This window comes from Pseudomonas sp. CH235 (genome assembly GCF_004368175.1).
In the GTDB taxonomy this organism is placed as follows: Bacteria; Pseudomonadota; Gammaproteobacteria; order Pseudomonadales; family Pseudomonadaceae; genus Aquipseudomonas; species Aquipseudomonas paraglycinae.
This window is the reverse complement of sequence record NZ_RRZJ01000036.1, coordinates 11,920-28,119: the sequence shown is the minus strand read 5'-3', so window position 1 is coordinate 28,119 and position 16,200 is coordinate 11,920. Positions and strand designations below refer to the sequence as shown.

14 protein-coding genes and 1 pseudogene are annotated in these 16,200 nt (G+C 61.6%); 8 read left to right on the top strand and 7 right to left on the bottom strand.

What is annotated here, in order from left to right; all coding sequences use genetic code 11:
- Positions 1-9 precede the first annotated feature (9 nt).
- The gene (locus tag EIY71_RS25470; RefSeq protein WP_085746960.1) at positions 10-792 is read right to left on the bottom strand and encodes an IclR family transcriptional regulator; all 783 of its coding nucleotides are present in this window, start codon (positions 790-792) and stop codon (positions 10-12) included.
- A 163-nt stretch (positions 793-955) separates the two neighbouring features.
- Here EIY71_RS25470 and hmgA point away from each other — a divergent pair, with 163 nt between their 5' ends.
- From hmgA to EIY71_RS25450, 4 genes are all read left to right on the top strand, one after another.
- Positions 956-2,251 (top strand): homogentisate 1,2-dioxygenase, encoded by a 1,296-nt coding sequence (gene hmgA / locus EIY71_RS25465; protein ID WP_134023587.1) that lies wholly within the window; start codon positions 956-958, stop codon positions 2,249-2,251.
- Positions 2,252-2,254: 3 nt separating this feature from the next.
- Positions 2,255-3,559, top strand: coding sequence for a fumarylacetoacetase (fahA, locus tag EIY71_RS25460; protein ID WP_102686888.1), 1,305 nt, complete (start codon positions 2,255-2,257; stop codon positions 3,557-3,559).
- A gap of 12 nt (positions 3,560-3,571) precedes the next feature.
- A complete protein-coding gene (maiA, locus tag EIY71_RS25455) occupies positions 3,572-4,210 on the top strand; it encodes a maleylacetoacetate isomerase (RefSeq protein ID WP_102686889.1) in 639 nt (212 codons plus the stop codon).
- An 81-nt stretch (positions 4,211-4,291) separates the two neighbouring features.
- On the top strand, positions 4,292-5,689 hold the full coding sequence (locus EIY71_RS25450; RefSeq protein ID WP_134023585.1) for an aromatic acid/H+ symport family MFS transporter: 1,398 nt from the start codon (positions 4,292-4,294) through the stop codon (positions 5,687-5,689).
- On the opposite strand, the gene EIY71_RS25445 is transcribed toward EIY71_RS25450, so the two are convergent.
- Positions 5,613-6,416 carry a SirB1 family protein gene (locus tag EIY71_RS25445; RefSeq protein WP_134023583.1) on the bottom strand — a complete coding sequence of 268 codons (804 nt, stop codon included), beginning with the start codon at positions 6,414-6,416 and terminating at the stop codon, positions 5,613-5,615. The two genes, EIY71_RS25450 and EIY71_RS25445, sit on opposite strands and share 77 nt — an antisense overlap.
- A 184-nt stretch (positions 6,417-6,600) precedes the next feature.
- Here EIY71_RS25445 and EIY71_RS25440 point away from each other — a divergent pair, with 184 nt between their 5' ends.
- On the top strand, positions 6,601-7,620 hold the full coding sequence (locus EIY71_RS25440) for a Glu/Leu/Phe/Val dehydrogenase dimerization domain-containing protein (protein WP_011332519.1): 1,020 nt from the start codon (positions 6,601-6,603) through the stop codon (positions 7,618-7,620).
- A 155-nt stretch (positions 7,621-7,775) separates the two neighbouring features.
- Here EIY71_RS25440 and EIY71_RS25435 read toward each other — a convergent pair.
- A pseudogene (locus EIY71_RS25435) lies at positions 7,776-8,033 on the bottom strand (YebG family protein); the annotation flags it as partial.
- 293 nt (positions 8,034-8,326) lie between these two features.
- Here EIY71_RS25435 and EIY71_RS25430 point away from each other — a divergent pair.
- A complete protein-coding gene (locus tag EIY71_RS25430) occupies positions 8,327-8,827 on the top strand; it encodes a phosphate-starvation-inducible protein PsiE (protein ID WP_007957255.1) in 501 nt (166 codons plus the stop codon).
- Here EIY71_RS25430 and EIY71_RS25425 read toward each other — a convergent pair.
- The 3 genes from EIY71_RS25425 to EIY71_RS25415 all read right to left on the bottom strand — a co-directional run bounded on the left by EIY71_RS25425 (position 8,824) and on the right by EIY71_RS25415 (position 12,082).
- Positions 8,824-9,141, bottom strand: coding sequence for a DUF3509 domain-containing protein (locus EIY71_RS25425; RefSeq protein ID WP_134023582.1), 318 nt, complete (start codon positions 9,139-9,141; stop codon positions 8,824-8,826). The two genes, EIY71_RS25430 and EIY71_RS25425, sit on opposite strands and share 4 nt — an antisense overlap.
- A gap of 199 nt (positions 9,142-9,340) precedes the next feature.
- On the bottom strand, positions 9,341-10,642 hold the full coding sequence (locus EIY71_RS25420) for an HAAAP family serine/threonine permease (RefSeq protein ID WP_134023580.1): 1,302 nt from the start codon (positions 10,640-10,642) through the stop codon (positions 9,341-9,343).
- Positions 10,643-10,705: 63 nt separating this feature from the next.
- Positions 10,706-12,082, bottom strand: a complete 1,377-nt coding sequence (locus EIY71_RS25415; RefSeq protein WP_134023578.1) for an L-serine ammonia-lyase — start codon at positions 12,080-12,082, stop codon at positions 10,706-10,708.
- A 135-nt stretch (positions 12,083-12,217) separates the two neighbouring features.
- Here EIY71_RS25415 and EIY71_RS25410 point away from each other — a divergent pair, with 135 nt between their 5' ends.
- Positions 12,218-13,165, top strand: coding sequence for a LysR substrate-binding domain-containing protein (locus EIY71_RS25410; RefSeq protein ID WP_011332523.1), 948 nt, complete (start codon positions 12,218-12,220; stop codon positions 13,163-13,165).
- 200 nt (positions 13,166-13,365) lie between these two features.
- The gene (locus EIY71_RS25405) at positions 13,366-13,773 is read left to right on the top strand and encodes an HPF/RaiA family ribosome-associated protein (RefSeq protein ID WP_011332524.1); all 408 of its coding nucleotides are present in this window, start codon (positions 13,366-13,368) and stop codon (positions 13,771-13,773) included.
- A 71-nt stretch (positions 13,774-13,844) separates the two neighbouring features.
- On the opposite strand, the gene fecA is transcribed toward EIY71_RS25405, so the two are convergent.
- The gene (gene fecA / locus EIY71_RS25400) at positions 13,845-16,178 is read right to left on the bottom strand and encodes a TonB-dependent Fe(3+) dicitrate receptor FecA (protein WP_134023576.1); all 2,334 of its coding nucleotides are present in this window, start codon (positions 16,176-16,178) and stop codon (positions 13,845-13,847) included.
- Between the last annotated feature and the right edge of the window lie 22 nt (positions 16,179-16,200).

The following is a 16,200-nucleotide window of genomic DNA, read 5'->3' as shown; positions in this document are numbered from 1 at the left end:
CTTGCCTCATCAATCTGGCTGATAACCCATCCGCCAGCTCACGGCCCGCGTCGCAGCCAATAACCGCTGCGCCGCCGGGCCGTTTTCGTCGGCGTGGAAAAGCGAGGTCGGGCCGACGATGGTCAACACCGCCGCGACCTGCCCGAGGGCGTTGAACACCGGTGCCGACAGGGCATCGACGCCGGGCATCAGCAAGCCGTGGACATGATGCAGACCGCGTTCGCGGATCTGCTCGCACAACGCCGCATAGGCTTTTTCGTCTGCCAGCGGATGGCCGCCGCTGGCGATTTCCTGTTCGCGCAATTCGTCGGTTTCCCGGTGCGGCAGATAAGCGCCGAACACCAGACCGGTGGAGGAACTGAGCAGCGGCAACACCGAGCCCAATTGCGTCACCACCGTCACCGCGCGCACCGCCGGTTCGATGTGCACCACGGTCGCGCCCTGATTGCCCCACACCGCCAGGAAACAGGTTTCGTTGAGTTCGTCGCGCAACTCGGCCAGTGGCAGAGCGGCGACTTTCAGCACGTCCATACTGTTCAGAGCAGCGAGGCCCACGCGCAGCGCTTCACGGCCGAGACCGTAGTGGTTGGTGGCAGTGTTCTGTTCTGCGAAACCGCTGGCAATCAAGGCCTGCAGATAACGGTGAACCTTGCTCGCGGGCATCTGCACATGTTCGGCCAGACGCGACAGCGAAGTGGACGGCGACAACTCGGCCAGGGCCTTGAGGATGTCGGTGCCGACTTCGGCGGAGCGGACTTTCTGTTTGCCGTTGCTGTCGCTGGTTTTTTCCATGGTGCTGCCGTGTCCCGGAACGAATGGGCGTCTTTATAGCTTGACGCTGGATAGCGAGCAAATTACGTTATGCGTAATTGAATTACGATAAAAATAACCCCGGCGTGCCAAGACCTCCGATCCAGAGCGTCCGGCCATGCCGACTCCCTGTTCAGGAGGCTCCATGAACCTCGATTCAGCCCTGGCTTACCAGTCCGGTTTCGGCAATGAATTCAGCTCCGAAGCGTTGCCCGGCGCACTGCCCGTCGGCCAGAACTCCCCGCAGAAAGCCCCTTACGGTCTGTACACCGAACTGTTCTCCGGCACCGCGTTCACCATGACCCGTAGTGAAGCGCGGCGCACGTGGATGTACCGGATCCAGCCGTCGGCCAATCACCCGGCATTCGTCAAACTGGAGCGGCAACTGGCGGGCGGACCATTGGGTGAAGTGACCCCCAATCGCCTGCGCTGGAACCCGCTGGAGATCCCGGCCGAACCGACAGATTTCATCGACGGTCTGGTGAGCATGGCGGCCAACTCCGCCGCCGAAAAACCGGCCGGCATCAGCATCTATCACTACTGCGCCAACCGTTCGATGGAGCGCGTTTTCTTCAACGCCGACGGCGAGCTGCTGCTGGTGCCGCAACTCGGGCGCCTGCGCATCGCCACCGAACTGGGTGTACTGGAAGTGGCGCCGCTGGAAATCGCCGTGTTGCCACGGGGCCTGAAATTCCGCGTCGAACTGCTAGATCCGCAAGCGCGCGGCTACGTCGCCGAGAACCATGGCGCGCCATTGCGTCTGCCGGATCTGGGGCCGATCGGCAGTAACGGCCTGGCCAATCCGCGGGACTTCCTGACCCCGGTGGCCGCCTACGAAAACCTGCAACAACCGACCACCCTGGTGCAGAAGTTCCTCGGCCAGTTGTGGGGCACCGAACTCAATCACTCGCCGCTGAACGTGGTCGCCTGGCACGGCAACAACGTGCCGTACAAATATGACCTGCGCCGCTTCAACACCATCGGCACCGTCAGTTTCGATCACCCGGATCCGTCGATCTTCACCGTGCTGACCTCGCCGACCAGCGTCCACGGCCTGGCCAACCTCGACTTCGTGATCTTCCCGCCGCGCTGGATGGTGGCCGAGAACACCTTCCGTCCGCCGTGGTTCCACCGCAACCTGATGAACGAATTCATGGGCCTGATCCAGGGCGAGTACGACGCCAAAGCCGAAGGCTTCCTGCCCGGCGGCGCGTCCCTGCACAGCTGCATGAGCGCCCACGGCCCGGACGGCGAGACCTGCACCAAAGCCATCAACGCGGACCTCAAGCCGGCCAAGATCGACAACACCATGGCCTTCATGTTCGAGACCAGCCAGGTGCTGCGCCCAAGCCGCTTCGCCCTCGACTGCCCGCAACTGCAATCCACTTACGACGCCTGCTGGGCCACGCTGCCCGCCACGTTCGACCTGACCCGGAGATAACCCATGACTCAGAATTCCATCACCCGCAGTTGGGTCGCTTCGGCCAACGACCACACCGAATTCCCGCTGCAGAACCTGCCGCTGGGCGTGTTCAGCATCGACGGCTCGGCACCGCGCGCGGGCGTGGCGATTGGCGAACACATCTTCGATCTGCAAGTGGCGCTGGAGGCCGGTCTGTTCGACGGCGTCGCGCGCAGTGCCGTCGAAGCCATGCGCGGCGGTCAGTTGAACGCGTTCTTCGAACTCGGCCGCGACGCCCGCGTTGCCTTGCGCGAACGTCTGCTGGAACTGCTCAGCGAGGGCAGCACTCATCGCGGCAACATTGAAGCCCAGGGCGTGAAACTGCTGCCGCTGGCTGCCGATTGCCAGCTGCACCTGCCGGCGCGCATCAGCGACTACACCGACTTCTACGTCGGCATCGAACACGCGCAGAACGTCGGCAAACTGTTCCGTCCGGACAACCCGCTGCTGCCGAACTACAAACACGTGCCGATCGGCTACCACGGTCGTGCGTCTACCGTGCGCGCCTCCGGTGCCGACGTGCGCCGCCCGAAAGGCCAGACCCTGCCGGCCGGCGCTACCGAGCCGACCTTCGGCCCGTGCGCACGGCTGGACTATGAGCTGGAACTGGGGATCTGGATCGGTCAGGGCAACGAGATGGGCGAGCCGATCGCCATCGGTGACGCTGCTGAACACATTGCCGGTTTCTGCCTGCTCAACGATTGGTCCGCCCGTGACATCCAGGCCTGGGAATACCAGCCGCTCGGCCCGTTCCTGTCCAAGAGCTTCATCACCAGTGTCTCGCCATGGGTGGTGACCGCCGAAGCGCTGGCGCCATTCCGTACCGCGCAGCCGGCGCGTCCGCAAGGTGACCCGCAGCCGCTGCCGTACCTGCTCGACAAGCGCGATCAGGAGGGTGGTGGTTTCGACATCGAGCTGGAAGTGCTGCTGCTCACCGAGAAAATGCGCGAGCAGAATCTGCCGGCCCATCGCCTGACCCTGAGCAACACCCGCTACATGTACTGGACTGTCGCGCAAATGGTTGCGCACCACAGTGTCAACGGTTGCCAGTTGCAGGCCGGTGACCTGTTCGGTTCGGGCACCTTGTCCGGCCCTGAAAACGGTCAGTTCGGCAGCCTGCTGGAAATCACCGAGGGCGGTAAAAAGCCGATCGAACTGGCCTCCGGTGAGGTGCGCAAATTCCTTGAAGACGGTGACGAAATCATCCTGCGCGCCCGCTGCGCCCGCGAAGGTTTTGCTTCGATCGGCTTCGGCGAATGCCGTGGCACCGTGCTGGCGGCACGCTGACAGGAGCGGCTCATGGATCTCTACACCTATTACCGTTCCACCTCGTCGTACCGGGTGCGGATCGCGCTGGCCCTCAAGGGCCTCGACTATCAGGCGTTGCCGGTCAACCTGATCGCACCGCCGGGTGGCGAGCATCGGCAACCGGTGTACCTGGCGATCAATCCCCAGGGCCGGGTGCCGGCGCTGCGTACTGACGAAGGCAAGTTGCTGATTCAGTCACCGGCGATCATCGAGTATCTGGAAGAACGTTATCCACAGGTGCCGTTGCTGCCCGAAGACCTTGTTGCCCGCGCCCAGGTGCGCGGCGTCGCGGCGGTGATCGGCTGCGATGTGCATCCGTTGCACAACGTCAGCGTGCTCAATCGCCTGCGCGGTCTGGGGCATGACGAGCCGCAGGTGAACGAGTGGATCGGCCACTGGATCAGTCAGGGGCTGGCGACGGTGGAGCAGTTGATCGGCGACAGCGGCTTCTGTTTCGGCGAGTGGCCGTGCGTGGCGGACGTGTACCTGATTCCACAGCTGTACGCGGCCGAGCGGTTCAACGTTTCGCTGGAGGCGTTTCCACGGATTCGTCGGGTGGCCGCGTTGGCCGCTGAGCATCCGGCGTTCATTGCGGCGCATCCGGCGAATCAGCCGGACACCCCGAAGTAGCGTTTGATGGCTCCCGTGCAGCACACGGGAGCCATTCCGGTTACCCGCAAAAAATCATAAAAACAAAACAGGTACCTTGCGATGCACAACCAGATTGCCAGCTTCCGGGCGGCACTCGACGCCCGTCCTGTGTCCCGCTTTCAGTGGTTACTCCTGATTCTTCTTGCCTTGCTGCTGGTCACCGACGGCTATGACGCCCAGGTGCTCGGTTACGTGGTGCCGGCGCTGGCGCAGGACTGGGGTCTGGAAAAATCCGCGTTCGGCCCGGTGTTCAGCGCCAACTTGCTGGGTCTGACCCTCGGCTCTCTCGCCGTGACGCCGCTGGCCGACCGCTTCGGCGTTCGACGGATTCTGCTCGCCTGCGTGCTGATCTACGCCAGTCTCACCGTCCTGATGGTGTTCGCCGATTCCCTGAATACCCTGATGATCGCGCGCTTCATCTGCGGCATCGGCATGGGCGGCGCGATGCCCAGCGCCATGGCGTTGATGTCGGAATATTCACCGCCTCGCCTGCGCACGTTGATGGTCACGCTGGCGGCGTGCGGCTTTTCATTCGGCGGTGCGGCGGGTGGTTTTGTCGCGGCCGGTTTCATCGATCGTTTCGGTTGGCAGGCAGTGTTCCTCGCCGGCGGTGTCACGCCGTTGCTGCTGTTTCCGTTTCTCTGGTGGATGCTGCCGGAATCCTTGCCACGACTGCTGCGTGACGCGCCGCCCTACGCACGCCTGCGCAAGGTCACCGCGCGGATGCTGCCGGACTGGCAGCCACCGGCCGCATCGGTCGAGCAGAACGAACGCGAGCAGGGCAGCAAACTGACCGTGGTGGAGTTGTTCCGCAACGGTTACGCACGCCCGACCTTGCTGATCTGGGCGACGTTTTTCGTCAGCCTGATCCTGCTGTATTTCATGATCAGCTGGCTGCCGTCACTGCTGCTGGAAAGTGGCTTGAAACTCAATGAAGCGAACCTGGTGACGTCGATGTTCCTGTTCGCCGGCACGCTCGGCGCAATTTGCATGGCGTGGTTCGCCGACCGTTTGAAAAGCAAAGTACGACTGTTGTCCGGCGTATTGGCTGGCGCGGCGGTGTGCACGATCCTGCTGGGCCTTAATCACGACAATCCGCGCTATCTGGTGGCCTGTGTGTTTGCGGCGGGCTTCTGCATCATCGGCGGGCAACTGACGCTCAATGCGTTCGCCAGCAATTTCTATCCGGCCCACGTGCGCGCCACCGGCACCGGTTGGGCGCTGGGGGTAGGGCGCTTCGGCTCGATTCTCGGGCCGCTGTTCGGCAGCCTGTTGCTGGCAATGCACATTCCGGTGGAGCAGATTTTCTTCTTCTGCGCGATTCCGGCGGTGATTGCGGCGTTGCTGATTATTCAGGTGCGTTCGCCAGCCACTGCGCTGTTCAGTGGACAACCGCGTTCGGTGGCAGATGCCCCAGCCGTTCCGTCAGGCGAAGTCGCTGAATCGGGTCGTCACTGAGCAATAGCGCGTGCTCCAGATCGAAACGCTCGGCGTTTGGGCAATCGAGGCGCTGGTACAGACTGGCCCGGGCCAGATAGTCGGCGGCGCTGGCATTGCCCAGTTCGAGCACGCGCTCGGCATCGATCAACGCGGCGATGAAGTCGTCGTGGGTCAGGTGCAACTGGCGCAGGTTGCGTGACAGGCGCTGAAGCATCTGCACCGGTTCGGCAGTCAGCAGGTGATCGGCGCTGAGTTTCATCTGGTGGCCGTACTGGCGGTGCAGCAGTTCGCGGCAATCGTTCGGATACAGACGCCGTCCGCCGCAGGGATCGAGCAGGTGATCGGCCCCGGGAACCTTAAGCAGGAAATGTCCGGGGAAGTTCACCCCGACCAGCGGAATCTCCAGGCCACGGGCCAGTTCCAGAGCGATCAATGCCAGCGCCAGCGGCTGGCCGCGTTTGGTCTGCATGACTTTGTGCACCATTGCGGCCTGTGGACGCAGCGGTATGAAATCATCTTGCGCGAAGCCCAGATCGGTCATCCGCCGCAACAAAGGTTGCGCCAGTTCGCTGACCGGCAGCAACGGCAAGCCATAGCTGACCCGCTGTTGCAGTTCCTTGAATTCCTGCAACAGCGCTTCGGGATCGACTTGTTTGTCGTGTTCGGCGGCCATCCACAACGCGGCTTCGAACAGCGCGGGCGGTGAACGGTGCAGACATTCGAAAAAACGTTGGCGCGGACTCATCTCAATCTCCGGGGCATGCCTCGTTTTAGCCCCGTCTTTGCCATTCGTCCAGTGCCGGGCCGCTCTGCCATCGGGTTATGCCACAAGCCTCCGATCAGTGGCGGCGCTTATTCCGGCGCGCTTCAGCAATTTTCAGGCGCAAGCCTATACTGGCGTCTACCAGAAGTGATTCGGGAGCCTGCCGATGTTCGCTCTCATGCAAAGCACTCGCCTGGAATCGCTGCACCTTAGCGTTGATCCGGTGTCCGGATTGAAGGCGGTCATTGCCATTCATAACAGTCGCCTCGGGCCTGCCCTGGGCGGGTGTCGTTATCTTGCCTACCCGAACGACGAATCCGCAGTCGAGGACGCCATACGCCTGGCCCAGGGCATGAGCTACAAGGCTGCATTGGCCGGACTCGCCCAGGGTGGCGGGGTGGCCGTGATCGTGCGGCCGGCCCATGTGGAAAACCGCGCCGCACTGTTCGAGGCGTTCGGTCGTTGCATCGATCAGCTCGACGGGCGCTACATCACCGCCATCGACAGCGGCACTTCGGTGGCGGACATGGACTGCATTGCCCAGCAGACCCAGCATGTCACCAGCACCACCTCCGCCGGCGACCCGGCGCCGCATGCGGCGATGGGCGTGTTCACCGGAATTCGCGCCACGGCCATGGCGCGGCTGGGCAGCGACAACCTAGAAGGCTTGCGCGTGGCGATCCAGGGGCTGGGCAATGTTGGTTATGCCCTCGCTGAACAGCTGCACGCTGCCGGTGCCGAACTGCTGGTCAGTGACATCGACCACGGCAAGGTGCAACTGGCGATGGAACAGCTCAACGCACACCCGATTGCCAACGACGCATTGCTCAGTACGCCGTGCGACATCCTCGCGCCGTGCGGCCTCGGCGGTGTGCTCAACAGCCACACGGTCACCCAGTTGCGCTGCTCTGCGGTGGCGGGCTCGGCCAACAATCAGCTGACGCACCTGGATGTCGCTGATCAACTGGAACGACGCGGCATCCTGTATGCGCCGGATTACGTGATCAATGCCGGCGGGCTGATCTACGTTTCCCTCAAGCATCGCGGCGAAGAACTGACGACCATCACCGCGCACCTGTCGAAGATCAGTTCGCGCCTGACCGAAGTCTTCGCCCACGCCCAGGCGGAAAAACGTTCACCCGCGCGGGTGGCGGACGAACTGGCGGAAAAGGTGTTGTACCGCTGAGGTTTGTCCGGACATGAAAAAGCCCCTGAGTCTTTCAACTCAGGGGCTATTCAATTCAGAGGCTTCAATTACTTCGCAGCCTTTGCCGCTTTGGCAGGTTTGGCTGGCGCTTCTACCGGTTCAGCCACGTCTGCTGGCTCGGTTGCCACAACCGGTGCCGCCGGTGCGTTGATCAGCTCCGACAGGGCATCAGGCTGGCTCTTGAACGCCCGGGCGAACACATCGCGGTTCTTCGCCATGAAGATCCCGACTTCTTCCACTTGCTGCTCGCTCAACGAAGGAACGGCTTTTTCCAGCACTTCGGCCAACAGTTCGGCCAGTTCGAGCATTTTGTCATGACGGTCAGCTTCGGCTTTATCCATGAACAAGCGCTCCAGATCTCGGCTGCTGCGGTATACCACTTCGACGGCCATTCACCACCTCACATGCCTTCACATTAAGTTGTCTTTGCGACTACTGTATCTATATACAGCGAAAAGGATAAGCGAATCCCTGCGCTTTGGGTAGTGGCTTTTTAATGTAGACCGGATTCGGATTTTGTCAGCCCGACGCCTGCGCACAGGTGCGACCAAACGCCACGGCGCAGGTTTCGCGGCGGCTCGCCATGATGGCGTGGCCTCTTTTCTGCATGCATCTGCGTACGTGCGCAATAACCGTCACGTCCAGCAAGCAACATCCGCTCGAACCGGGCTAAGGAACCTTCATCGTGAAAATCAACTGGGCCGAGAAACTGCGGCAAAACGTGCATCAACTGGCCGAGTCCCTGGGCAACCTGTTCGTCGAGACCTTCCACTACCTGGCGCTGTTCGCCATTGGTGCGGTAACCGCATGGGCGGCGGTGATGGAGTTTCTCGGGATGCTCGAGGAAGGGCACATCAAGATCGATGACATTCTGTTGCTGTTCATCTATCTGGAACTGGGGGCGATGGTCGGGATTTACTTCAAGACCAACCACATGCCGGTGCGCTTCCTGATCTACGTGGCGATCACGGCACTGACGCGCCTGCTGATCTCCAACGTCTCGCACCACAATCCGCCGGACATGGGGATCATTTACCTGTGCGGCGGGATTCTGCTGCTCGCATTCTCGATTCTGGTGGTGCGTTACGCCTCCTCGCAATTCCCTTCGGTGAAAATCGAGAACCCGCACCGCAAGATCGGCACGGGTTCCAGTGAACATCCGGAAGTGGAGAAGGGCGAACTCTAAAGACCGGCGGTCGGCCGGGGTTGGTGCTTGACCCCGCGTGGTGGCGGGGTGATTGCGTCGCCGCGGGTCATGGCATCGAGTACCGCCATGGCGCTATGGCCCTGTTCGATGGCAATGCCGAACTGAATGCTTTGCACCAGGCGTTTGAGGCGCTTGGGGTCATTGCGCTGTTCGGCGCTGATCATCCGTTTGGCGACGATCCGCCCGCTTTTGGAGAGGGTCAGCATGATGCTGCCGTCGAGCCCCTGAATGCTCAGGTTGATCTGATAGTCCGGCGCGAAGGCATCGGTAATGATCTGAAAAGGATTGTCCATGATGCGTCACCGCCTGATTGAACGTGCAGTTGTTGACCGGCCTTGATCGGGTTGGTTCGCCAAACCTGACCATCGGCCTTTCCGTGGTCCTGTCTCCTTCAGCGATGTAGCAAGGGACATGCCGGGAATATTGTCGAACAATGAAACCGGCCAAAAAGAAGGCGAGCCCCTGGCTCGCCTTCTTCGTTTGCGGCCCGTTTCAGGGCAGAACCGAGTAGATGATCGCAGACAGTGCAATCAGGCCGATCAACACCACGAACACGTTGGACGCCTGGCCCGAATACTGGCGCAAGGCCGGCACACGGCGGATGGCGTACATCGGCATCAGGAACAGCAGGCAGGCAATCACCGGCCCGCCGAGGGTTTCGATCATGCCGAGGATGCTCGGGTTGAAGGTCGCCACGGCCCAGCAGCTGAGGATCATGAACAGTGCGGTCGCACGGTTCAGCCAGCTCGCCGACATCACCCGGCCACGGCTGCGCAGGCTTTTGACGATCATGCCCTGGAAGCCTTCGCTGGCGCCGATGTAGTGGCCGAGGAAGGATTTGGTGATCGCCACCAGCGCAATCAGCGGCGCGGCGTAAGCGATGACCGGGGTCTGGAAGTGGTTGGCCAGGTACGACAGGATCGAAATGTTCTGCGCCTTGGCCGCTGCCAGGTCCGCCGGCGACAGCGCCAGCACGCAACTGAAGCAGAAGAACATCACCGTCACCACCATCATGCCGTGAGCCATGGCGAGAATGCCGCTGCTCTTGCGTTCGGCCTGTTCGCCATAGCGCTGTTTCTGCTCAACCGCGAACGCGGAAATGATCGGCGAATGGTTGAACGAGAACACCATCACCGGGATCGCCAGCCACAGGGTCTTGAGGAACACCGACATTTCCATCGGTTGTTGAGCACTGGCGAAGAATGCGCCGTTCCAGTTCGGTATCAGGCTGATGCCGAGCAACAGCAGCGCGGCGACGAACGGATAGACCAGCACGCTCATGGCTTTGACGATCACGCTCTGACCGCAACGGACGATGGCCATCAGACCGAGGATCAGCGCCAGCGACAGCACCGCGCGCGGCGGCGGGGCGATGTGCAATTGATGTTCGAGGAAGCTGCTGAGGGTGTTGGTCAGCGCCACGCTGTACACCAGCAGGATCGGGAAGATCGCGAAGAAATACAGCAGCGTGATCAGCTTGCCGGCGCCGATGCCGAAGTGTTCTTCCACCACTTCGGTGATGTCACCGGAGCGGCCCGACAGCACGAAGCGGGTCAGGCCCCGGTGCGCGAAGAAGGTCATCGGGAACGCCAGCAACGCCAGGATCAGCAACGGCCAGAAGCCGCCAACACCGGCGTTGATCGGCAGAAACAAAGTGCCGGCGCCGATGGCGGTGCCATACAGACCGAGCATCCAGGTGGTGTCGAATTTGCTCCAGCCCTTGTGGGTGGTTTCGTTATTGCGTGTGCGGTCTACAGCGGGATTTTCGGCAGCAGGTGTGCGTACATCGGTCATCGTTTTTGCCTCGTTATTATTCTTGCTCGGGCTCACGTGTTACGGGCGGTCAGGGAGCGCTCCTCAGCACTCCACCCAGCTCACGGCCAGGCCGCCCCGTGAAGTCTCTTTGTATTTGTCATGCATGTCGGCGCCGGTATCGCGCATGGTGCGGATCACCCGGTCGAGAGAAATGAAGTGTTTGCCGTCGCCGCGCAGGGCCATTTGCGTGGCGTTGATCGCCTTCACCGCAGCGATGGCGTTGCGCTCGATGCACGGCACCTGTACGAGCCCGCCAACCGGGTCGCAGGTCAGACCGAGGTTGTGTTCCAGGCCGATTTCGGCGGCGTTTTCCAGTTGCTCCGGGGTGGCGCCGAGCACATCGGCCAGACCTGCAGCGGCCATCGCACAGGCGGAGCCGACTTCACCCTGGCAGCCGACTTCGGCACCGGAAATCGAAGCGTTTTTCTTGCACAGGATGCCGACCGCTGCCGCGCCCAGAAAGAACGCAACCACGTCGTCGTCCGACGCATCCGGATTGAATTTCATGTAGTAGTGCAGGACGGCCGGGATGATCCCGGCGGCACCGTTGGTCGGCGCGGTCACCATGCGCCCGCCGGCGGCGTTCTCTTCGTTGACGGCGAGGGCGAACAGGTTGACCCACTCCATCGCCGACAGGGTCGAACTGATGACGTTCGGCTTGCCGATTTCCAGCAGGCTGCGGTGCAATTTCGCCGCACGACGCGGCACATTCAGACCGCCGGGCAGGATGCCCTCGTGGCGCAAGCCTTGCTCGACGCATTCGCGCATCACCGACCAGATGTGCAGCAGGCCCTGGCGGATCTCGGCGTCGCTGCGCCAGGCCCGTTCGTTGGCCATCATCAGTTCGGACACCCGCAGGTTGTGCTGCTTGCACAGCGCCAGCAGTTCGACGGCGCTGGAGAATTCGTAAGGCAACTCGACGTCGCCGGCCGGCGCCACACCGGATTCGGCTTCGGCCGCTTCGATGATGAAACCGCCGCCGACCGAGTAGTACGTTTGCTCGAACAGTTCGCCGGATGCACCGGAGGCTGTCAGCGACATGGCGTTGGGGTGGTAGGGCAGGCTCTCGTCCAGCAGCAGGAGATCGTGCTGCCAGTTGAAGGGAACCGAGCGTTTACCGGCGAGGGACAGTTGGCCGGTTTCGCGCAGTTGCTGGATGCGTGGCTCGATGGTCGACGGATCGATGCTGTCCGGCCATTCGCCCATCAAACCCATGACCGTTGCGCGGTCAGTGGCATGGCCGACGCCGGTGGCCGAAAGCGAGCCGTACAAACGGATTTCCACCCGCTGCACATCGTTCAGCAAATGCTGGTCGATCAGGGCTTGGGCGAAGGTCGCGGCGGCGCGCATCGGGCCGACGGTGTGGGAGCTGGACGGGCCGATGCCGACTTTGAATAGATCGAAAACACTGATAGCCATGCTAAACCCTTACAAGCAATGGAGTAGGAATCGCTGCCATTTTTTGTAGGACAAGCGCAATGTCGGCGATACTGCCTACCTCGCTTCGACGTGACTAACGAAACTTCCTAAGTAAGCCTTTAGCAGGACTAAACCATGAGTCGTCAATTGCATGCCCAGACTTACGTCTGGCTGCAGGTGTTTTCCTGTGCCGCGCGGCACCTGTCATTCACCCGTTGTGCCGAAGAACTGCACATCACGCCGGGGGCGGTGAGTCAGCAAATCCGACAGCTGGAAGAGCGGCTGGGATTTCGCCTGTTTCATCGCCGTGCGCGGGGCGTGGAGTTGAGCGCGGAAGGACAGCGACTGGCGATCACGGTCAACGAGGCTTACGGCAGCATCGACGCGGAATTGCGTCGCCTCGATGCGGGGATGATCAGCGGGATTCTGCGGGTGCGCTCGATTCCGTCGTTCCTCAGCAAATGGCTGACCCCGCGCCTGCCACGCCTGCAACAGCGTTATCCGGACATCCAGTTGCGGCTGGTGGCCGAGGACAGCAGCGTGCCGTTGCATGAAGGAGATTTCGACCTGGCCATCGACCTGAACGACGGCAGTTATCCGGGACTGTTATCCACAGCCTTGCTCGATGAGCAGATTTTCCCGGTGTGCGCACCGGGCCTGCTGCGCGGACGGCCGCCGCTGCACGGGCCGGCGGATCTGGTGCATTTCCCGCTGCTGCACGACATCACCGCCTGGCGCGGCAGTTATGAATACGCGGAGTGGGAGTTTTATCTGAATGCCATCGGTTTCGAGGGCGCCGATGTGCGGCGCGGGCACACGTTCAATCGCAACCACCTGACCATCGAAGCGGCGATTGCCGGCATGGGCGTGGCGATTGCCCGGCGTACGCTGCTCAACGATGAGCTGGAGCGAGGGACATTGATCGTGCCGTTCGGGATTTCGGTGCCCAATCACAAGCGCTACGTATTGCTTTATGCGCCGGGGGCGTTGAGCCATCCGGGTGTGCGGGCGGTGCATGACTGGCTGGTGGAAGAGGCGGGGATTTTTCGCAGCCTGCACCCGTTGGGTGATGGCCAATTGTGAGCAGATTTTTCGGAGGGGCGGGGCGACCCAACTCCCGACCTTACCAGCGCTTTACTCGGTTGTCCGGCTTTTTTTGCGAATGAATATTTATCTTTTTTAAGGGGTTGAAATGTTCGTCCGGCGGGCCGATTGTTGTAATCAAGAGGTCACGAAATCCTGTTCCAGGCCTCTTGCGAGCTAGCTGAAATAAGGGATGAACTATGCAAATCCAAGTCAACAGCGACAACCATATTCAAAGCAGCAAACGACTGGAGGAGTGGGTACGAACCACAATTGAGAGCACGCTCGACCGTTATGAGGAAGACCTGACCCGTGTCGAAGTCCATCTGAGCGACGAGAACGGTGACAAACCAGGTCCTCATGATTTGCGCTGCCAACTGGAAGCGCGGCCAAAAGGCCATCAACCGATTTCCGTCACCCACAAAGCCGATTCGCTGGAACAGGCGATCGATGGTGCAGCCGAAAAACTGGAGCACGCGCTGGAGCACCTGTTTGGCAAACTGCGCGGCAAACCGCGAGCCGCTGTGGTGCCATTCACAAGCAAAGCCAATGACAAGCTGTTGGCGGAAGAGTTTGACGAGAACGAACAGGCAGCGATCAACAGTTGATGCGCTGATTTTCCAAGCCACCCAATGAGAAAGGGCCTGCAATTGCAGGCCCTTTCTGTTTTCAGCAGGGGTCAGAACGCAACGGAAGTCTGCACGTATACCGTGCGTGGCTCACCGACATACTTTCCTTTGTTGTTGTCATCGAACGAGCGGGTGAAGTACTGGGTGTTGAAGATGTTCTTCACCCCCACCGCGACGTTCAGGTCCGACAGTTGCGGGCCGAAGTCATAACCGGCGCGGCTGCTGAATAGCATGTAACCGGGGATCTTGCCGGTGCTGCCGTCGGCGCTTTCTTTGGAGGTGTTGGCGTTGTCGGCGAACTGGTCGCTCTGGAAGCTGCTGTCCAGGTTGAGCTTCCACGGGCCTTCGGTGTAACCGACGCCGATCGTGCCTTTGTGTTTCGACGAGAACGGCACACGATTGCCCTTGTTCGGCCCGTCTTCGCGGATGGTCGCGTCGACATAGGCGTAAGTGGCGTACACGTCGAAACCAGCCAGTGCCGGGCTCAAGTCATCCAGCGCGTAATTGACGCTGGTCTCGATGCCCTGATGGCGGGTTTCGCCACGGGCGATCACCGAATCATTGGTCTGGTTGCTTTCGTACTGGTTGTCGAAGTTGATCAGGAACGCGCCGATCTCCGCTCGCAGCGCGCCGTTGTCGTAACGGGTGCCGACTTCCCAGGTGCGGGCCTTCTCCGGTTTCACTTCGCCGCTGCTCACGCGGTTGGGCATCTGGCTGTATTGCACGCTGCCGAATGAACCCTCGGTGTTGGCGTACAGGTTCCAGCTGTCGGTCAGGTGATACAGCACGTTCAACGCCGGCAGTGCGGTGTTGTAGTCGCCCTTGTATTTGACGTTGGTCAGATTGTTGGTCTGTTGCGACTCGATCATCTCGTAGCGCACGCCCGGGGTGATCGTCCACTTGCCGATGTCGATCCGGTCATCGACGAAGAACGCATTGGCTTCGGTGCCGCCGCGAGTGTCGCGGTCATTGCGGCTGTTGGTGGTCGGGTATTCGTTGCTGCTGATCGGCGTGCGATAGCGCAGTTCGTGGCCGGCTTCGTTGATGTAGCGATAGCCGACGCCGACTTCATGGCTGGTGGCGCCGAGGTCGAAGCCTTGGGCGAAGCGGGTTTCCAGACCGCGCACCCAATACTCGCGCGGCGACAGCGACAGGAACGTGCCCTGATCCAGGTAACCGCTGCGCAGGGTCTTGGTGAAGAAGGTATTGGCGGTGAATTCGCGGCGGTCTTCCTGAGAGCGATAGCCGACATTGAACATCGTGCGACGGCCCCAGAACTGGTCTTTTGGCCGGGTCGACTGATACGGATCGGCATCGTAATCGGCGACATTCAGGCCGCCGGGCATGTCGGCCTTGCCTTCGTAATACTGGGCCATGGCGTTGAAACTGTTGGCCTCGTCGAGTTGGTATTTGCCCTTGAGGATCAGGTCGTCGATTTCTGTATCGCTGTGCTCACGCCAGTCGCCTCCGCGAGTGCCGGAGTACAGCAACGCGCCGCCCAGACCGTTGGCATTGGTGCCGCCGGCCAGCAGGTTGGCGCTGGTCTTGAAGCCGTCATGGCTGGACGATGGACTGGTTTCAGTCTGGAAACCGCCCTTGACGGTCGGCTCGTCCGGAATCGCCCGGGTCACGAAGTTGACCACGCCGCCGACGTTCTGCGGGCCGTAACGCACGGCGCCGCCGCCCCGCACCACGTCCACGGCGTCCATGTTGCCCATGCTGATCGGCGCGAACGACAACTGCGGCTGGCCATAAGGGGCGAAGGGCACCGGAATGCCGTCCATCAACACGGTCGAACGTGCGGCCAGGCGCGGGTTGAGACCGCGAATGCCGAAGTTCAGCGCCATGTCGTGGCTGCCGGTGCCGTTGTTTTCCGGGGCGTTGACGCCGGGAATGCGGTTGAGCACATCGCGGGCCTGGGTCGCGCCCTGGCGTTCGAACTCTTCGCGGCGGATCACGTCACGGGCACCGGGATGTTCGAACACGTTGACCTGCGCCGCCTCGCCCAGCCAGTCGCCGACCACTTTCGAGGTGTCCAGCTCCAGGGCGTTGTCGTTCGACGGCTGCAGGCTGAAGGCATTGCCACCCTCGGCGCGGGCTTGCAGGCCGGTGCCTTCGAGCAGCGCGTTCAGACCTTGTTCCGCTGTGTAGTTGCCTTCCAGACCACGGCTTTGCACACCGCTGGTGACTTGCGAGCCGAACGAGATCAGCACGCCGGCTTCACGGCCGAACTGGTTGAGGGCATTCTCCAGCGACGACGGGGCGATGTGGTAAGCCTTGGTGTCGGCAGCCAGCGCATGGGGAAGGGCGCTGAAGCTCAGGCTGGCGCCGAGGACGAGGTTGCGCAGGGTTCGGGCCAGCGGCGTGAGACGGGTGGGGTGCATGGAGGACGGTCCTGAGAAGGTT